A 16,396-nucleotide genomic window follows, 5' to 3' on the forward strand; every position below is an offset into this window, starting at 1 on the left:
GCAGGTACCGGTACCGTCGACCTACCGCCCCTCAGGCGTCGCATCCAGTTCCGTGAAGAACTGCTGCGTCACCGCGACCGAGTGCTCCGAACCCCCGCCGCCGACGATGAGGGTCGCGAAAGCGAGGTCACCACGGTATCCGGCGAACCAGGCGTGGGACCCGCCGTTGTACTCCGCCTCGCCGGTCTTGGCGTAGACCTCTCCCGCCCCGGAGATCGCACGCCCGGAACCACTGGTCACCACCGCCCTCATCATGTCCCGCAGGTTGTCGAGCACCGCCGGGTCCAGGGGGGTGCCCGGCTGCGCGGCGGCACCGTCACCGTCAAGGGTCTTCCCCGTCTCGGTCTCGAGCAGGGTCGGTACCGGCGTCCTCCCGTTGGCCGCGGTCGCCGCCACCAGCGCCATGCCGAACGGGCTCGCCAGGTCAAGTCCCTGACCGTAACCCGCCTCCGTCCGGTCCAGCATGACCTCACCTTCCGGCACGTCACCGGTGACCGTGGTCAGCCCGGGGATCTCGTAGTCCCGGCCCAGACCGAACTGTTCCGCGATCTCCTTGAGCCTGCCGACGGGAAGGTCCGTGGAGATCTCCGCGAAAGTGGTGTTGCACGACTGTGCGAAAGCGTTGCGCAGTGTGGTCGTCCCCAGGGAGAAGGAGTTGTAGTTCGTCACCGTCCTGCCACCCAGGTTGATCGTCGACGGACAGCCCACCATGCTGTCCGAGGACAGGCCCCGGTCCTGCACCCCGGCGGACGCCGTGATCATCTTGAACGTCGATCCGGGCGGATACTGGCCCGACAACGCCAGGTCACCGTCCTTGTCCGCCTCCGCTGTCTGTGCGACCGCCAGGATCTCCCCGGTGGACGGGCGGATCACCACCATCATCGCCTGGTCCCCGTCGCGGGTGTCCACCGCATTCTGGGCGGCGGTCTGCACCTGCTTCGACAGGCTGACCTTCACCGCCGGTGCCGGCGTCGCCGGGGCGGAGTCCACCGAACCGACCGGGGCACCGTTCGAGGTGGCCTTGACGACCTCCCAGCCGTCCTGCCCGACAAGGTCGTCACCGACGAGACTGTTGACCCTGGACAGGATGTCGGGGGCGAAACCGGGGTCCGGCCGCACCATCGTCGGCTCGTCGGTGAAACTGACCCCCTCAACGTCGCCGAGAATGCTCCTGACCTGCCCCACCACCCGGTCGTCGAGCACAACCACCGAGTACTGGCCGTCGACATCCCCGGCGTCCTTCTCCGCCGCCACCGGGTCGACGGTCGGCACGGACCGGTCCCGGGAGTTGGCGACCTGCAGCGCCGCGGCGATCCGTCGCATCGTGCCGGGAAGATCGGCGACCTCCCGGGTGTCCACCTTCAGCCGCCACTGCACCCCGGGGGTGAGCAGCACGGCACCGTCAGAGCCGACGACGTCGGCGGTCTTCGCCTCGACCCTGCGCAGCTCCAGGTGCTGCCCGTTGCCCAGGTCGGGGTGGAGCACGGTCGGAGCCCACCTCACCGACCAGTTCTCCCCGGACTTCGTCGCGGTGAGCGTGGCGTCATAGGTGAAGTTACGGTCCCCGGGCAGGTCCCAGTCCAGGGTGTAGGACGCCGTGGCCACGTCACCGTCGGTCGTCACCGACTTCAGGGAGGACGCCAACCCCTCCGCCTGCAGCCCCGTCCACGTCGCGTCGATGTCCGCCGCAGCAGAATCCTTCATGTCCGTGTCGGAGGCGGCCGAATCGACGTCACGGTGGGACAGGGCGTCGAGGAAGTCGTCCACCGCGTCATCCGGACTGTCCGGACGGGGCGTGCAGGCGACGGTGGCGGCCACGGCCACGGCCAGGACAGTCGCGGAAACGGTACGGAGGGTGTGGCGCATGCCCCGAGATTATCCGCCGACCCCGCCCCGGCCGCGAATCACGGCCGGTGAGTCGTCAACCCGTCAGCACCCCGTCAGAACAGCCGCACCGGGTTCACGACATCGGCGACCATCACCGTCAGGCCGAAGACGAGCAGCACAGCACCGACGACATAGGTGACCGGAAGCAGGCGGGTGTAGTCGGCGGGACCACCGGGGGCCAGGCCCCGACGCCGGCGGAACCAGTCACGGATCTTCTCGTAGACGACCACCACCGCATGCCCCCCGTCCATCGGGGGCAAGGGCACGAGGTTGAACGCCGCGAGGAAGAAGTTGAGGTTCGCCAGCAGCAGCAGGAACGCCATCCACTGGTCATGCTCGACAAGTTCCCCGCCCGCCCTCGACGCGCCGACGACGCTCACCGGTGAATCCTCGGCGCGCTGACCACCGAAAATGGACTCCACCACCGGCCAGTACCTGGACGGCAGATCCACCAGGGCCTGGGCCGTCTGGGCCACCACATGTCCGGAGTAGGCCAGGGATCCGCCCACCGCGCCGGGCACACTGTAGTGGATGAGTCTGGTGTTGGGGTTGTCCGCCCTCACCCCGATCGCCCCGGTGGACACTTCCCTGCCTGCCTCGTCGAGACGTTGGACGACCTCGACCTGCAGGTCCACGGTCACGGGGCGTCCGTCCCTCTCGACGGTCGCCGGCACCGTCACCCGGTCACCGACCGCCACACCGCGGGACGCCGCGTCCGAGCCGATCTTCCCGAGAACCTCGGCCATCGAAGAGAAGTCCGTGACGCCGGTCCCGTCGACCGAGGTCACCGTGTCCCCGGCACGCAGGCCGGAGTCGGCTGCGGGCCCCTGCCCGTCGCAGCTGCCGGCGTCGGCGACCGTGACCGGGGCGCACATCGTCTCGGCGACGACGGCGGGAACCGGGACCGTCTTCGTCGGCGGGAGCCCCCAGGTCAGCGCGACGCCGAAGATGATCGCTATGCCCAGCACGATGTTCACGGCCACTCCCGCGAGCATCACCGCGATGCGCTGCCACGCCGGACGGTCGACCATCAGGTACGGCTTCTCGTCCTCGGTGTACGGGTCGAGCGCGGTCATGCCGGCGATGTCACAGAAACCGCCGAAGGGTACGGCCTTCAGCCCGTACTCGGTGTGCCCTTTCTTCGTCGACCACAGCGTGGGGCCGAATCCGATGAAGTAGCGGCGCACCCTCATGCCGAATGCGCGGGCGGCGGCCATGTGGCCGGCTTCGTGAAGTGCGATGGTCACCGCGATGCCCGCGGCGAAGAGAATGACCCCTAGCGCGTAGTCCACTGACGCATCCTTTCGTGCGCGGCGGCACGGGCCGCACGTTCCGCCTCGAGCACGTCGTCGAGGTCACGGGGTCGGTCGGTGAACCGGGAGCAGTCGTCGAGTACCGCGGCGACGGTGTCCACGATCCGCGGGAAACTCAGCGTCCCCGCCAGGAACTCCACGGCGGCCTCCTCGTTCGCGGCGTTGTAGACCGCGGACATGCAGCCGCCGGCCGCCGCCGCTTCGCGGGCGAGCCTCACCGCAGGGAACACCTCGTCATCCAGTGGTTCGAAATGCCAGGTGAACGCCTCGCTGACGTCCAGCGGTACGACAGATCCGGGAATCCGCCGCGGCCATCCGAGTGCCACGGCGATGGGCAGCTTCATTGACGGCGGGGACGCCTGGGCGATGGTCGCCCCGTCTGTGAAGGTGACCATCGAGTGGACGGTCTGCTCGGGGTGGACGGTGACCTGCACCCGTTCCGCGGGGATACCGAACAACAGGGACGCCTCGATCACCTCCAGGCCCTTGTTCACCATCGTCGCGGTGTTCAGCGAGTTCATCTGCCCCATCGACCAGGTCGGGTGGGCCGCGGCCTGCAACGGGGTGACCGGTTCCAGCTGTTCCCGGGTCCAGCCCACGAACGGCCCGCCGGACGCCGTGAGCACGAGACTGTCCACCTCGTCCCGGGTGCCGGCGCGCAGGCACTGTGCGATCGCGGAATGCTCCGAGTCCACCGGCACCAGCTGTCCCTCCGACGCCGTGTCGAGTACGAGCTGCCCCCCTGCCACGAGGGACTCCTTGTTGGCGAGCGCGAGCTGGGAGTCGCCCTGGAGTGTCGCGAGGGTGGCGTCCAGTCCCAGGGAGCCGACAAGGGCGTTGAGCACCACATCGCAGCCCCGTCCGCCGGCATCCTCGGCGAGCCGGCGGGCCGAGTCCGTGCCCCGGAGGACATGTCCGTCCAGTTCACGGTCGATCATGTCGGCGGCTATGTCACTGGCCACGGCAATTCTCGAACAGTCGAGGCCGAAGTCCCTGGCCTGCCGGAGCAGTGTCTCGGGACGGGACCCCTGGGCGGAGATACCGACGAGCTCGAACAGGTCCGGGTTGTCCGCGATGATCTCCAGGGCCTGCGTACCGATACTTCCGGTGCTGCCGAGCACCACTACACGCTTCTTCACCCGGACCATTGTTCCACGGATCGCGTCCTACCCGATCGGGGGCACCGTCCCGGCGGCCGGTGTTCGTCCCGCCACCCAGGATATGCAAGAATGGGAGCACCATATCTGGCAGTTGACTACTGCCGCTTACTTCAGGAGGAGCACGAAGTGGCTGACCACGGCACGAAGGTCGAAGTGTACAACGGCGTTTCCACGGAGGACGAGCCCTCCGCCGGATGGGGCTGGCACCAGTTCCCGCGCAAGACCACGATCATCATCGGGTATGTCGCAGGGCTCAGTATCTTCGGCTTCCTCTTCGGCAACCACAAGGGCAGGATCGAGGACATCTACGTGGTCGTCCTCGGACTGGCGGTGCTGGTCGGCGTGACCCTCTACGCCCGTCACTCCTCCCCCAACTGGAAGCCGCGTCCCGCCCGCTCCACCCTGACCTCGCACAACAGGCCCGCCGGGCACGTGGAGCCGAACTGGACCGCAGACCAGCACAACCTCACCGGCCGGTACGCGGACCTCACCACCGCGGAGCTGCGGGCCTGGAACCTCCCCGGAGTCGGCGTGGACGGTGTCGAAGACATCCCCACCCCGTCCTACGGTCTCCTCCACCACAAGTAGGACAGGGGGCGGGCGGGGCCGACCTGATCTCCGCCACCTGAGAAACGGACCCCGGTCGCAGGATTCTCCTGCGACCGGGGTCCGCTGTCTCAGTCACCGCTCCTCTGCGGCCAACTGTCCGCAGGCCGCGGCGATCTCCTGGCCCCGCGTGTCTCTCACGGTGCAGGCGACCCCCTGCTCGGTGACCCTGCGGACAAACTCCTCCTGGACCGGCCGCGGTGACGCGTCCCACTGTGAACCCGGTGTGGGGTTCAACGGGATGAGATTGACGTGGACCCGGTTCCCCAGCTTCCTCCGCAGCTTCTTCCCCAGCAGGTCCGCACGCCACGGCTGGTCGTTGACCTCCTTGATCAGCGCGTACTCGATGGAGACCCGGCGACCCGACGCATCAGCGTAGTAGGACGCCGCGTCGAGGACCTCGTCGACCGACCACCGGTTGTTCACCGGGACGAGAGTGTTCCGGAGTTCATCGTCCGGGCAGTGCAGGCTCACGGCCAGCCGCATGTGCATCCCCTCGTCGGCGAGACGCCGGATCGCCGGCGCCAGTCCCACCGTCGACACAGTGATACTGCGCTGGGAGATGCCGAAGCCCCCCGGGGCGGGAGAGGTGATACGCCTGATCGCCGCGATCACCCTCCGGTAGTTGGCCAGGGGCTCGCCCATGCCCATGAACACGATATTGGACAGGCGGCCTTCCCCGCCTTCCACCTCACCGTCGCGCATCGCCCTGGCTGCCGCGCGCACCTGCTCCACGATCTCCGCTGTCGACAGGTTCCGGTCCAGTCCGCCCTGACCGGTGGCGCAGAACGGACAGGCCATTCCGCAGCCGGCCTGGGAGGAGATGCACAGTGTCGCCCTGTCGGGGTAGCGCATCAGCACCGATTCCAGCAGTGTGTCGTCGTGGAGGCGCCAGAGAGTCTTGCGGGTCTGCCCGTCATCGCAGGAAATATGACGGACGGGCGACATGAGGGTCGGGAAAAGTGCCTGTCTGACGGTGTCACGCAGGCTTTCCGGAAGATCGGTCATTGCACCGGGGTCGCCCTCGAGGCGACCGTAGTACTGCCGGGCGATCTGGTTGGCGCGGAAACCTGGAAGGCCGGCGTCCTTCACGGCGGTCGTGATCTCCTCGTCAGTGAGATCGGCCATGTGGGTCGGTGGCATGCCCCGGACAGGGGCACGGAACTGCAGTTTTACGGGTTCAGCCATGATCGGACCATTATTGCACCCCACAGGGGGCAGGAGCACATCGACGCACATCTGCCTCCACCACCGCCTACAATTGGCGCCATGACGAACAGGGAACGCGACTTCGCCGACGACACCACCCCCACCGCCGCCGGAACGCCGGACGCCCCACAGCCCCACCGTCCGACACGGGAGAGCACCACCGAGCCTGAACGGACGGGCAAGGCTGCGGTCACCCGGGGCGCGTCAGGTCACGGGCAGGTGGAGGACGCCGCGGCTTCCGGGGAGCCGGGTGACAGTGCAGGCACCGGCTCCACCGGCTCCGCCGGCAGCGAGGTGGGCCCGTCGGTGGCGGGTTCGACCTGGGTCGGTCTGATCATCGGGGCGGTGATCCTGGTCCTGCTGCTGGTGTTCATCCTCCAGAACGGTGACAGTGTCCAGCTGCACATGTTCGTCTGGCAGTGGAACTTCCCCATCGGTGTGGGGATGCTGATCGCTGCTGTCGCCGGAGCACTCATCGCCGCCTGTGTGGGAACTGTCCGCATTCTCCAGCTGCGCCACCAGGTCCGCAAGGGCCGCTGACCGGTCCAACTGGCGGGATCCAACTGGCGCGCTCTTTCTGGCGGTTTCTTTCCGGCGGGGCCGCCTCTGTGACAGTGCCGGGGTGACGGTGACCGGCCCTGTCAGGACACGGCGTTGAGCATGACCCAGGTCAGCATCGCCGCGGGCAGCATCCCGTCGATCCTGTCCATCATTCCCCCGTGGCCCGGCAGCATTCGTGACATGTCCTTGATACCGAGATCCCGCTTGAACTGGGACTCCACCAGGTCCCCGAGAATCGCGCACAGGGACAGTCCCGTCCCCAGCCCCAGGCCCAGCACGATGTGCAGTGGGTCGTGGAACTTCAGCAGCAGTGCCATGCAGGCGACACCGACCGCAGATGCCAGCAGCAGTGAACCCGCGAAACCCTCCCACGACTTTGAAGGGCTGATCGCCGGTGCCATCGGATGACTGCCGAAGAAGACCCCGGACGCGTAACCACCGACGTCAGAGGCGATGACACAGAGCATGAAAGTGAGGATGAACGCCCAGCCGGAGACCTCGTCACGGGAGATCAGTGACAGCATCGCACCGAATCCACCGCACAGCGGAATCCAGATGAGCACGAACACGGACACACCGGCATCCCTGAGCCAGTTCACCGGCTTGACGTCATTGCCCTTGTGGAACAGTCTCGCCACCACAGTGACAAGGGCGGACACTCCGAACGCCGAGAGCAGTCCGGTGGCGCCGAAAGGCCACGACAACCAGATCATCGCCTGTCCCCCGGTGAACAGTACCGGGAACTGGACGTCGTAGCCGTTCTCGTTGAGACGCCGGCACACCTCCCAGGTCGCCAACCCCATCGCCACCGCGATAAGCGGGTACCACGCGTGAGGGACGATGAGGCAGGCGACCACGAGGATCCCGAGACCCACGGCGACGCTGATGGCGACCGGCAGAGAACGGCCGGCAGAATTCTTCGGCTGCGGAAGATGGAACCGGCCGGAATCGGGGCGGGAGTCCACTAGACCTCCATCAGCTCCTTCTCCTTGGCCGAGACGACATCGTCAACCTGCCCGACGTAGGAGTGGGTGATCTTGTCGAGCTCCTTCTCCGCGGCCTTCACCTCGTCCTCGCCGGCATCCCCGTCCTTCTGGATCTTCTGCAGTGCGTCCATCCCCTTACGGCGGATGTTGCGGATCGAGATCTTGGCGTCCTCCCCCTTGGAGCGTGCCACCTTCACCAGGTCCCGGCGACGCTCCTCGGTGAGCTGCGGAATGGTCACACGCAGGACCTGGCCGTCGTTGGTGGGGTTGACGCCCAGGTCCGAGTTGCGGATCGCATTCTCGATGTCGTTCATCACCGACATCTCATACGGCCGGATGATGAGCATCCGTGGCTCAGGCACACTGATCGTCGCCATCTGGGTGACAGGGGTCCGGACGCCGTAGTACTCGGCGAAGACACCATTGAACATCGCCGGATTCGCACGACCGGTGCGGATGGTGGTCAGGTCCTCACGGATGTGGTCCACAGAGCGGGACATGTGGTCTTCAGCGTCGAGCAGGATGTCGTCAATCATGATTGTCCTCATGTACAGGATTCGGGTTCAGTGTTCGCCCACGGCCGTCAGGCCGGGTTCCGGGTCAGGTGCCGGGTTCTCGTCCGGGCGTGTGTGCATGTGTGCGGCGCCCGGGGGACGGCCACGGCAGATATTTCAACCGTGAACTTACCAGGTCCCCCGGACGCCCCGGGCCGGACCGCTCAGGCAGCGGGGGTGACGACCAGGGTGCCGATGTCCTCACCTGCGACAGCGCGGGCGATGTTGCCCTCCGTCAACAGGTTGAAGACCAGCATCGGCATCCGGTTGTCCATGCAGAGGCTGAACGAGGTGGCGTCCGCGACCTTCAGCCCACGCTCGATGACCTCACTGTGGCTTATCCGCGTGAACAGTTCGGCGTCGGGATGGGTACGCGGGTCGTCACTGTAGACGCCGTCGACAGCCTTGGCCATGAGCAGGACCTCACAGCCGATCTCCAGGGCACGCTGGGCGGCGGTCGTGTCGGTGGAGAAGTACGGAAGACCCATACCGGCACCGAAGATCACCACCCTCCCCTTCTCGAGATGGCGGACGGCACGCAACGGCAGATAGGGCTCGGCGACCTGCGCCATGTTGATCGAGGTCTGCACCCGGGTGTCGATGCCCTGCTTCTCCAGGAAGTCCTGCAGTGCCAGGCAGTTCATCACCGTCCCCAGCATCCCCATGTAGTCCGAACGGGCCCGGTCCATTCCCCGCTGCTGCAGTTCCGCTCCACGGAAGAAATTCCCCCCGCCGATGACCACCGCGATCTCCGTACCCCCGCGGGCGACCTCGGCGATCTGACGTGCGACATTCTCGACGACATCAGGGTCCACACCGACTTTCCCACCGCCGAACATTTCGCCGCCGAGTTTCAGCATCACCCGCTTGAAGCCGGGCCGTCTGTCGGAATTCTCGCTGCCAGTCACCGTGGGATCTCCTTGGGGAACTAGTGGGGATGTGGTCAATTGGTCCGGTGGTCAATCCTAGCCTGCCCGCAGTACCTCGTCGTGCACCAGCTCACGGTGCGCCGCGGGTGAATCCGTGAACTCCACACCCCGTACCGTCTCCACCGTGTCGGCGCGAGCAAACGGCAGAGCCCGCCGTCCCACACTGCGGTGGGACGACGGGCTCTGTCAGCCTCAGGTGGTCTCCGGGACTGCTGCCCCGGCCGATCCCCTAGTTCTGGCCGACCTCGTAGCGGACGAACCCGGTGAGGGTCACGCCGGCCTCGTCGAGGACCTGCTTGACAGTCTTCTTGGACTCCGTCACGGACGGCTGGTCCAGCAGGCAGACATCCTTGAAGAAGCCCTTGAGGCGACCTTGGACGATATTCGGGATGATCTTCTCCGGCTTGCCTTCCTCACGGGCGGTCGCGGCGGCGATCTCCCGCTCCTTGTCCTTGATCTCCTCAGGGACCTCGGCGTCGGTGAGGTACTGGGCCTTCAGTGCGGCAACCTGCATGGCAGCGCCCTTGGCGGCAGCTTCGTCGTCACCGGTGTAGGCGACGAGGACGCCCACGGCCGGGGGCAGATCCGCCGAACGGTGGTGCAGGTACACGGCGATCTTGTCACCGTCGAGGGTGACGGCGCGGCGCAGCTGCAGCTTCTCACCGATCTTGGCGGAGAGCTCGTCAAGAGCCTCCTGGGCGGTCTTGCCGTCGACCTGGACAGCAGCGAGCTCCTCGGCGGAGTTCGCACCGGCGGCCGCGGCAGCCTCGGCGACACGGTCGGCGAAGGCGATGAACTCCTCGGTCTTGGCGACGAAGTCGGTCTCGGAGTTGATCTCGATCATGGTCGCACCGGAAACCGCGATGAGGCCTTCGGCGGCGGTGCGCTCGGCGCGCTTACCGACATCCTTGGCACCCTTGATACGCAGAATCTCGACGGCCTTCTCGAAATCGCCCTCGGCCTCGTCCAGCGCCTTCTTGCAGGCCATCATGCCGGAGCCGGTGGTCTCACGCAGCTTCTTGACGTCAGCGGCGGTGTAGTTCGCCATGTGCGGCGATCCTCCTTGTACTTGAAGTTGTGGGGTCGGGGTCGACCCGACCCTAAGGTACTGCAGGAAAGGGGTACTACTCGGCGGACGGGGCCGACTCTTCCGCCTTGACCTCGGCCTCGGCGATCTGCGCGGCCTTCTCAGGCTCGGCCTGCTCGGCCTCGACGACGATCTCGGCAACCTCGGCGTCCCCGGCGGTCTCCTTGGCGGCAGCTTCCTGACGCTCGGCGCGCAGCTTGCGGCCCTCCTCCACGGCGGAGGAGATGATCGAGGTCAGGAGGTTGGTCGCACGGATGGCGTCATCATTGCCCGGAATCGGGAAGTCGACGACATCAGGGTCGCAGTTGGTGTCGAGGATGGCGACGACCGGGATGTTGAGCTTCTTGGCCTCGGCAACGGCAATGTGCTCTTTGTTGGTGTCGACGATCCAGAGTGCGGAGGGGACCTTGGTCATGTCCGCGATGCCGCCCAGGACGCGCTCGAGCTTGTTGCGCTCGCGGGTCAGCATGAGGACTTCCTTCTTGGTCCGGCCTGCGTAGCCGTCCTCCGCCGCATCCATGGCCTGCAGTTCCTTGAGGCGGTGCAGACGCTTGGCGACAGTCTGGAAGTTGGTGAGCATACCGCCGAGCCAGCGGTGGTTGACGTAGGGCATCCCGACGCGCTGCGCCTCGGAGGCGATGCCCTCCTGGGCCTGCTTCTTGGTGCCGACGTAGAGAATGTTCCCGCCGTGGGCGACGGTCTCCTTGACGAACTCGTAGGCCTCGTCGATGAAGGTCAGCGTCTGCTGGAGGTCGATGATGTAGATGCCGTTACGGTCGGTGAAGATGAATCGACGCATCTTCGGGTTCCAACGACGGGTCTGGTGACCGAAGTGGACGCCGGCGTCCAGCAGCTCGCGCATGGTGACAACAGCCATGGTGTTTCAGGGGAGTCCGCTGCCGGACCACCATCCCGGTGACCGGTGCCTCTCCCCTTCCTCGCTTTCACAAAGTCTGGGTTGACGGTTTTTTCTCGGCCGGGCACTTCCCGTCCCTGTGACGGGGTCGTGCATCGGCTGACCTGGCAGGCATCCTGGATTGTCCCCGCCCAGTAGACCCCGCACGAGTGCGGGGAACCGTTGACGGACGGGCCCTTTGAGGATCACGCTGAACCTGCGCGATGTCAGCACACCTGTGACTGTGACCGTGAAATCAGGACCGTGTCGTCCGACCTTCTGCGTGGGAGGTGACAGATGACACAGCAGACCTGCCGACCACCGGACGGGCATACTGCAGGGACTGATGCTACTCCTTGAGTGCATCATTCCCAAGTCCGCTGACCCTGCCTGTGGACACCCGCGGCAGCCCGGTCCACCGTGACACGGATCCTCCGGTCGAGCCCGCCCGGGCAGTCCATGCTGGAGACATGTCGCGTACCTCCGCCTTCTGCCTCCGTCTGCTCGTCCTGCCGGTGCTCCTGACCGGTCCGACCAGCGGATTCTCCGCCGCCTCCCTGGCAGCGGCACAGGAACGTCCACCGGTCGTGGTCACCCGCTCCGCAGACACTCCCGCGGTCTCCCCCACCCACACCAGGCCGGTCTCCGGTACTGTCCTGGTACCCGCGGACATTCCGGAGCAGAACTGGAGACCGGGGCACCGTGGCGTCGACCTGGACGCCCGGGCCGGTGACGAGGTGCGTGCAAGCGAGTCCGGGACTGTCCGCTTCGCCGGCGTGGTCGCCGGTACCCCGACGGTGTCCGTGGACCACGGCAACGGACTGCGCACCACCTATGGGCCGGTCATCGCCGCCGTGTCGGCAGGTGAGATGGTGATCCGCGGCCAGGTCTTAGGCCGACTCGCGGACGCCGGCACCTTGCCTGGCTCCGCCCGGAAGGACGCCGGACTGCACTGGGGAGCTGTCCTGCAGACGGCTGACTTCCCGGACTCCGGCACGGCCGGTGACGGTGCGCCGGGTCCGGAACGGTACATCGATCCGATGACGCTGCTCGCCCCGGTCCATGTCCGCCTGTGGCGCTGACCCCGGCGGTCGGGGACGTTGACCGTAGCCGGGTGCGTGCTGTGACGCCCTCTTTCTAGTCCCGCGACCCGGAGCGGGGGTGGGCCCGGCGGTACACCTGCTGCAGTCTTTCGGCACCGACGTGGGTGTAGATCTGCGTGGTGTTCATCGAGGAGTGTCCGAGCAGCTGCTGGACGACCCTCAGGTCCGCTCCCCCGTCGAGTACCGCGGTCGCCGCGGAGTATCTCAGCCCGTGCGGTGCGATTTCAGGGACACCGGCACCTGCGGTGGCACGGTGGACGACGGTACGGACCTGACGGACATCGATGCGCCCTCCCCGGACCCCGAGAAACAGGGCGGGACGACCGGTTCCTGCACCGTGTTCGGGCAGCAGTTCCGGGCGGACGGACAGCCAGTGTCTCAGGGCGTCTTCGACGGTGGGGCCGTAGGGGACGACCCGTGTCTTCCCGCCTTTTCCTCTGACGCGGAGGCTGCGCGCCCCCGGATCTCCGTTGCCTCCAAGGTCGGAGGTGTCTGCACCGGCGAGTTCCGAGACCCTGATTCCGGTGGCGTAGAGCAGTTCGAGCATCGCCCAGTCACGGACCGCCACCGGGTCAGGTGTGCCGGGTTCCCCCGCCGGTTCTGCACGGTTGTCTTCTGTGTGACCGTCACCGGCTCCGTCTTCTCCGCTGTCCCGGTGGTCCGCGGGTGCGCCCAGGGCGCGTGCGCGCGCCTCATCGAGCACCAGTGCGACCTGGTCCGTCCGCAGTACACGTGGCAGTGTTCTCGACGTTTTCGGGGTCTGCAGCGAACCGGCCGGGTTCGCGGGAACCTTACCGGTGTGCACCAGCCATGCTCCGAATCCGCGGAGACTGGAGGCGATCCGGGCGAGTGTGGTCTTCGAGTCTCCGTTCTCCACCGCCCAGTCCAGGACGTTCCGGCAGTGTTCGAGGGTGAATCCCTCCAGGGTCGGGACACTTTCGAACGCGGCACGCAGGTCTGAACCGTAGGCGCGGACAGTGTTCGCGGATCGGCCTTTCACCAGTTCGAGGTACTCCAGGTAGGTGTCGACCGCCCGGAGTGTCTCGGAACGGGTGCCAGCGGATGCGCCGGCATGTGTCTCGGCATGTGTCTCGGAGGACATGTCACCACCCTAGTTCAGTGTCCGGTCAGCACCCGGTGCGGCAGCGGTGGGCCGACTGCCGGGGAGCCGACGGGGTATCTGCCTGATTCTCCTCCCTCCACCCGGCGGCGTTCATCGATCGTTCTTCAGCCACCGGTCTCCACTGCGCACGATCAGGCCGATATTCTCCAGCTCCCTTAACGTCCGCACCACCGCCACCGGTGGCAGGCCTGTCTGTCCGGCGATCTGTTCGATGCGTCCGGTGTCGTCGGAAACTATGCCGCAGCAGTCGAACACGGACAGCTGGTCACGGCTGAGCTGTTGTACCGGGGACGCGGTGAACTCCAGGTCAAGTTGACCGTCACAGTCCACACTGCCAAGCGGTTCAATGATCTCCCGTATCTCCGAGGAGCGGGTCACAAGTGTGCCGGCACCGTCTCTGATCCGCCGGTGGCATCCCACGAAAGCTGCGGAATCGACGGGCCCGGGGAGCACCATCACCGGCCGAAGCATGGCATCTGCCCAGTTGGCGGTGTTGACCGCGCCGGAGCGGTATCCGGCAGCCGCCAGGAACGTACCCCGTGTGAGCGCCGCGACCAGTCGGTTTCTGGTGAGGAACCGATACCGTGCCGGAGTTGTCCCGGGCGGGTACTCGGTGACCAGTAGTCCGGTCCCGGCAATCTGCCGGAACAGGTCCGCATTGCTCCGGGGGTACACCACCCCTGGCCCGCAGGCCGCGACCATGACGGTGCTCCCGCCCGCCTCGAGTGCACCCCGGTGCGCTGCTGTGTCTGTTCCCAGGGCTCCACCGGAGACTACGGTGTAGCCGGCGGCGGCGAGTTCCCCGGCGAACCGGTGGGTGGTGCGTTCCCCGTAGGTGGTCGACGAACGGGTCCCGACGACAGCCACGCTCCTTTCCACCGTTCCTGACAGTTGTGCGGGACCGAGGCCCCACAGTGCGAAAGGTCGTGCCGCTGACCTGCGGACCCCTGTCTCCGGGGCATCCGAGGCGGTGACTCCCTGCCGTGCCCCGGCCTCTGCGCCACGCGGGCCCGGGGCCGTGTCTCCGTCATCAGCCGGTTCAGCGGTGTCCAGATCACCGATACAGTTGAATGCCTCATCCAGTCTCATGGTGGGCCACTCGTCGTCGTCCGGGGTGATCAACCGCCAGTGGTGGACGGAAGCCCATTCCAGATCCTCACGGGCACGACGAAGCACCAGTGCCGACCTGGCAGGTGTCAGCCCTCTCAGCGCCGGGGGTAGACTTCCGTTGCCCTTCCCGAGGGCGGAGACGACCCGCTCAACCTCGGCCGGGGCCGATGAATCCCCGTCCGGCCACAGCAGCCGGACAATGTCGGTCCGTGACGCCTCGACCAGCCTACGCAGCACCGCCCACGCCTCCCTGCGCGACAGTCCCTGCCCCTTCTCTCCTGTCACACCCCCACCTCCCCGACAGCTCCGGTGAACATCTCCACGGCGTCCATCACCTCGCCCACCCCGGGACGTCCCGCTTCCGCCAGGTCCGCCAACGTCCATGCCACCCTTAGCGCCCGGTCGACACCGCGCTGGGACAGGTCGCCGTGACGCAGTCGGTCCTGGAGCAGGAGCATTGCGGCGTCCGTCGCCGGGAACTCCCGTCGAAGCAGTGGACCCGGAACTCCTGCGTTGGTGCGAACACCGGGGTCCGTGCAGGTTCCGGAACTCCCGGAACACCCGGCACCACGGAAACTCTCCAGACGTGCGACAGTTCTTTCCCTTGCCGCACAGACCCGGTCACGAACCGAAGCCGAGCTGTCCACGGTGCCGGAGACGTTCACCGAACGGCCTCCACCTGTCCGTGCCAGGATGTCGATCCGGTCACGTAGCGGCCCGGAGATTCTCTGGAGGTAACGGTCCCGTGCTCCTGCCCTGCACCTGCAGTCCGCTGCTTCCTCCGCACCGCAGGGACAGGGGTTGGAAGCGAGGACCAGCTGGAAACGGGCGGGAAGGGTCACTGTCCTGCGTACCCGTTCAATGTTGACTGTGCCACGTTCCATCGGCACCCTGAGGCCTTCCAGCACTCCTCTGTCGATTTCCGGAGCCTCGTCAAGGAAGAGGACTCCGTGGTGTGCCAGGCTCACAGCTCCCGGACGTACCCGGCCGGACCCGCCGCCGATCAGGGCGGGCACTGTGAGGGACGGGTGCGGGGCGATGAAAGGACGGACGCGTGCCCAGATCCCGTCCATCCCGCCTTTCTCTGCGGCGACGGAGTGCACCGCGGCGGCCTCCAGTTGTTCAGGTTCGCTCAGTGGGGGCAGTATGCCGGGCAGGCGTCGGGCGAGCATGGATTTCCCCGTCCCCGGTGGCCCGGACAGCCAGAGATGGTGGCCACCTGCCGCGGCAACTTCCAGTGCCCGGCGGGCGGCGGACTGACCTGCGACGTCGGACAGGTCCGGAATGCGGTGTCCGCCGTCGTCGACTGTGGGATCGGGGTCCTGCCGTTCATCTGTCAGAGCGCCGGTCGCCCAGGGTTGCAGCTGGGTGAGGTGACTGAGACCGGTCACCTCGATTCCGGGTACCCTGCGGGCCTCCCGGAGGTTCGATGCCGGAACGACAGCTCTGAGGAAGCCCGCCTGCCGTGCCGCGAGAAGCATGGGAAGGACTCCCGCCACTGCCCTGACGGTCCCGTCGAGCCCCAGTTCGCCGACGGCGACCGCCTGTCTGACACTCTCCGCGGGGACATCACCCTGTGCCACCAGGATGCCCAGGACCATCGGCAGATCGAATCCGGAGCCGGACTTCGGGACAGAGGCCGGGGAGAGACTCACCACTATCCGTGACCTCGGCCACCGCATCCCGCTGTTGATGACTGCGGACCTGACCCTGTCCCGTGCCTGGACCACTGCCGCGTCACCCAGCCCCACGATGCTCATTCCCGGCAGGCCTCTGCTGATGTCACAGTCGATGGTCACCGGTATTCCTGTGAGACCGTCGATTCCCATGCCGTGGGACTGGCCGACCCGTACCCGTGAGTGGTCCCCCACGG

General features: G+C 66.8%; 15 protein-coding genes. 3 read left to right on the top strand and 12 right to left on the bottom strand.

Features of this window, described 5'->3' with window-relative positions; genetic code table 11:
• Positions 1–21 precede the first annotated feature (21 nt).
• From BN3906_RS00595 to dxr, 3 genes are all read right to left on the bottom strand, one after another.
• Positions 22–1,866, bottom strand: coding sequence for a penicillin-binding transpeptidase domain-containing protein (locus tag BN3906_RS00595; RefSeq protein ID WP_066582955.1), 1,845 nt, complete (start codon positions 1,864–1,866; stop codon positions 22–24).
• A gap of 74 nt (positions 1,867–1,940) precedes the next feature.
• The gene (locus BN3906_RS00600) at positions 1,941–3,179 is read right to left on the bottom strand and encodes a M50 family metallopeptidase (protein ID WP_066582956.1); all 1,239 of its coding nucleotides are present in this window, start codon (positions 3,177–3,179) and stop codon (positions 1,941–1,943) included.
• A complete protein-coding gene (gene dxr, locus BN3906_RS00605) occupies positions 3,164–4,348 on the bottom strand; it encodes a 1-deoxy-D-xylulose-5-phosphate reductoisomerase (RefSeq protein ID WP_066582959.1) in 1,185 nt (394 codons plus the stop codon). The genes BN3906_RS00600 and dxr overlap by 16 nt, the downstream gene beginning before the upstream one ends.
• Before the next feature lie 138 nt (positions 4,349–4,486).
• On the opposite strand from dxr, the gene BN3906_RS00610 reads away from it, so the two are divergent.
• The gene (locus BN3906_RS00610) at positions 4,487–4,948 is read left to right on the top strand and encodes a DUF2631 domain-containing protein (RefSeq protein ID WP_066582965.1); all 462 of its coding nucleotides are present in this window, start codon (positions 4,487–4,489) and stop codon (positions 4,946–4,948) included.
• A 93-nt stretch (positions 4,949–5,041) separates the two neighbouring features.
• Here BN3906_RS00610 and rlmN read toward each other — a convergent pair whose 3' ends face one another.
• On the bottom strand, positions 5,042–6,154 hold the full coding sequence (gene rlmN / locus BN3906_RS00615; protein WP_066582967.1) for a dual-specificity RNA methyltransferase RlmN: 1,113 nt from the start codon (positions 6,152–6,154) through the stop codon (positions 5,042–5,044).
• Between the two features lie 81 nt (positions 6,155–6,235).
• Between rlmN and BN3906_RS13930 the strand changes: the two genes are divergently transcribed.
• The gene (locus tag BN3906_RS13930) at positions 6,236–6,715 is read left to right on the top strand and encodes a lipopolysaccharide assembly protein LapA domain-containing protein (protein WP_078057001.1); all 480 of its coding nucleotides are present in this window, start codon (positions 6,236–6,238) and stop codon (positions 6,713–6,715) included.
• 101 nt (positions 6,716–6,816) lie between these two features.
• On the opposite strand, the gene BN3906_RS00625 is transcribed toward BN3906_RS13930, so the two are convergent.
• The 5 genes from BN3906_RS00625 to rpsB form a co-directional block, all read right to left on the bottom strand.
• A complete protein-coding gene (locus BN3906_RS00625) occupies positions 6,817–7,701 on the bottom strand; it encodes a phosphatidate cytidylyltransferase (protein WP_066582970.1) in 885 nt (294 codons plus the stop codon).
• A complete protein-coding gene (gene frr / locus BN3906_RS00630; protein WP_066582972.1) occupies positions 7,701–8,258 on the bottom strand; it encodes a ribosome recycling factor in 558 nt (185 codons plus the stop codon). The genes BN3906_RS00625 and frr overlap by 1 nt, the downstream gene beginning before the upstream one ends.
• Before the next feature lie 182 nt (positions 8,259–8,440).
• The gene (gene pyrH, locus BN3906_RS00635) at positions 8,441–9,136 is read right to left on the bottom strand and encodes a UMP kinase (RefSeq protein WP_066585674.1); all 696 of its coding nucleotides are present in this window, start codon (positions 9,134–9,136) and stop codon (positions 8,441–8,443) included.
• A 298-nt stretch (positions 9,137–9,434) separates the two neighbouring features.
• Positions 9,435–10,253 carry a translation elongation factor Ts gene (gene tsf / locus BN3906_RS00640; protein ID WP_066582974.1) on the bottom strand — a complete coding sequence of 273 codons (819 nt, stop codon included), beginning with the start codon at positions 10,251–10,253 and terminating at the stop codon, positions 9,435–9,437.
• Positions 10,254–10,329: 76 nt separating this feature from the next.
• Complete coding sequence (gene rpsB, locus BN3906_RS00645; RefSeq protein ID WP_066582975.1) at positions 10,330–11,169, bottom strand: 30S ribosomal protein S2; 840 nt, start codon at positions 11,167–11,169, stop codon at positions 10,330–10,332.
• Positions 11,170–11,657: 488 nt separating this feature from the next.
• Between rpsB and BN3906_RS00650 the strand changes: the two genes are divergently transcribed.
• Entirely contained in the window at positions 11,658–12,269 is a 612-nt protein-coding gene (locus tag BN3906_RS00650; RefSeq protein WP_066585680.1) for a murein hydrolase activator EnvC family protein, read from the top strand.
• 55 nt (positions 12,270–12,324) lie between these two features.
• Here BN3906_RS00650 and BN3906_RS00655 read toward each other — a convergent pair whose 3' ends face one another.
• The 3 genes from BN3906_RS00655 to BN3906_RS00665 form a co-directional block, all read right to left on the bottom strand.
• Positions 12,325–13,392 (bottom strand): tyrosine recombinase XerC, encoded by a 1,068-nt coding sequence (locus tag BN3906_RS00655; protein WP_066582976.1) that lies wholly within the window; start codon positions 13,390–13,392, stop codon positions 12,325–12,327.
• Positions 13,393–13,503: 111 nt separating this feature from the next.
• Positions 13,504–14,808: a DNA-processing protein DprA gene (dprA, locus tag BN3906_RS00660; RefSeq protein ID WP_261796790.1), complete on the bottom strand. Its 1,305-nt coding sequence runs from the start codon at positions 14,806–14,808 to the stop codon at positions 13,504–13,506.
• On the bottom strand, positions 14,805–16,394 hold the full coding sequence (locus BN3906_RS00665; RefSeq protein ID WP_455550256.1) for a YifB family Mg chelatase-like AAA ATPase: 1,590 nt from the start codon (positions 16,392–16,394) through the stop codon (positions 14,805–14,807). The genes dprA and BN3906_RS00665 overlap by 4 nt, the downstream gene beginning before the upstream one ends.
• Positions 16,395–16,396: the final 2 nt, after the last annotated feature.

It is taken from the genome of Corynebacterium provencense (assembly GCA_900049755.1).
In the GTDB taxonomy this organism is placed as follows: domain Bacteria; phylum Actinomycetota; class Actinomycetes; order Mycobacteriales; family Mycobacteriaceae; genus Corynebacterium; species Corynebacterium neomassiliense.

Coding starts and splice junctions, on each gene's coding strand:
- rpsB (WP_066582975.1), bottom strand. CDS start 11,169: ATGGCTGTTGTCACCATGCGCGAGCTGCTGGACGCCGGCGTCCACTTC.
- BN3906_RS00650 (WP_066585680.1), top strand. CDS start 11,658: ATGTCGCGTACCTCCGCCTTCTGCCTCCGTCTGCTCGTCCTGCCGGTG.
- rlmN (WP_066582967.1), bottom strand. CDS start 6,154: ATGGCTGAACCCGTAAAACTGCAGTTCCGTGCCCCTGTCCGGGGCATG.
- pyrH (WP_066585674.1), bottom strand. CDS start 9,136: ATGCTGAAACTCGGCGGCGAAATGTTCGGCGGTGGGAAAGTCGGTGTG.
- frr (WP_066582972.1), bottom strand. CDS start 8,258: ATGATTGACGACATCCTGCTCGACGCTGAAGACCACATGTCCCGCTCT.
- BN3906_RS00595 (WP_066582955.1), bottom strand. CDS start 1,866: ATGCGCCACACCCTCCGTACCGTTTCCGCGACTGTCCTGGCCGTGGCC.
- BN3906_RS13930 (WP_078057001.1), top strand. CDS start 6,236: ATGACGAACAGGGAACGCGACTTCGCCGACGACACCACCCCCACCGCC.
- BN3906_RS00655 (WP_066582976.1), bottom strand. CDS start 13,392: ATGTCCTCCGAGACACATGCCGAGACACATGCCGGCGCATCCGCTGGC.
- dxr (WP_066582959.1), bottom strand. CDS start 4,348: ATGGTCCGGGTGAAGAAGCGTGTAGTGGTGCTCGGCAGCACCGGAAGT.
- tsf (WP_066582974.1), bottom strand. CDS start 10,253: ATGGCGAACTACACCGCCGCTGACGTCAAGAAGCTGCGTGAGACCACC.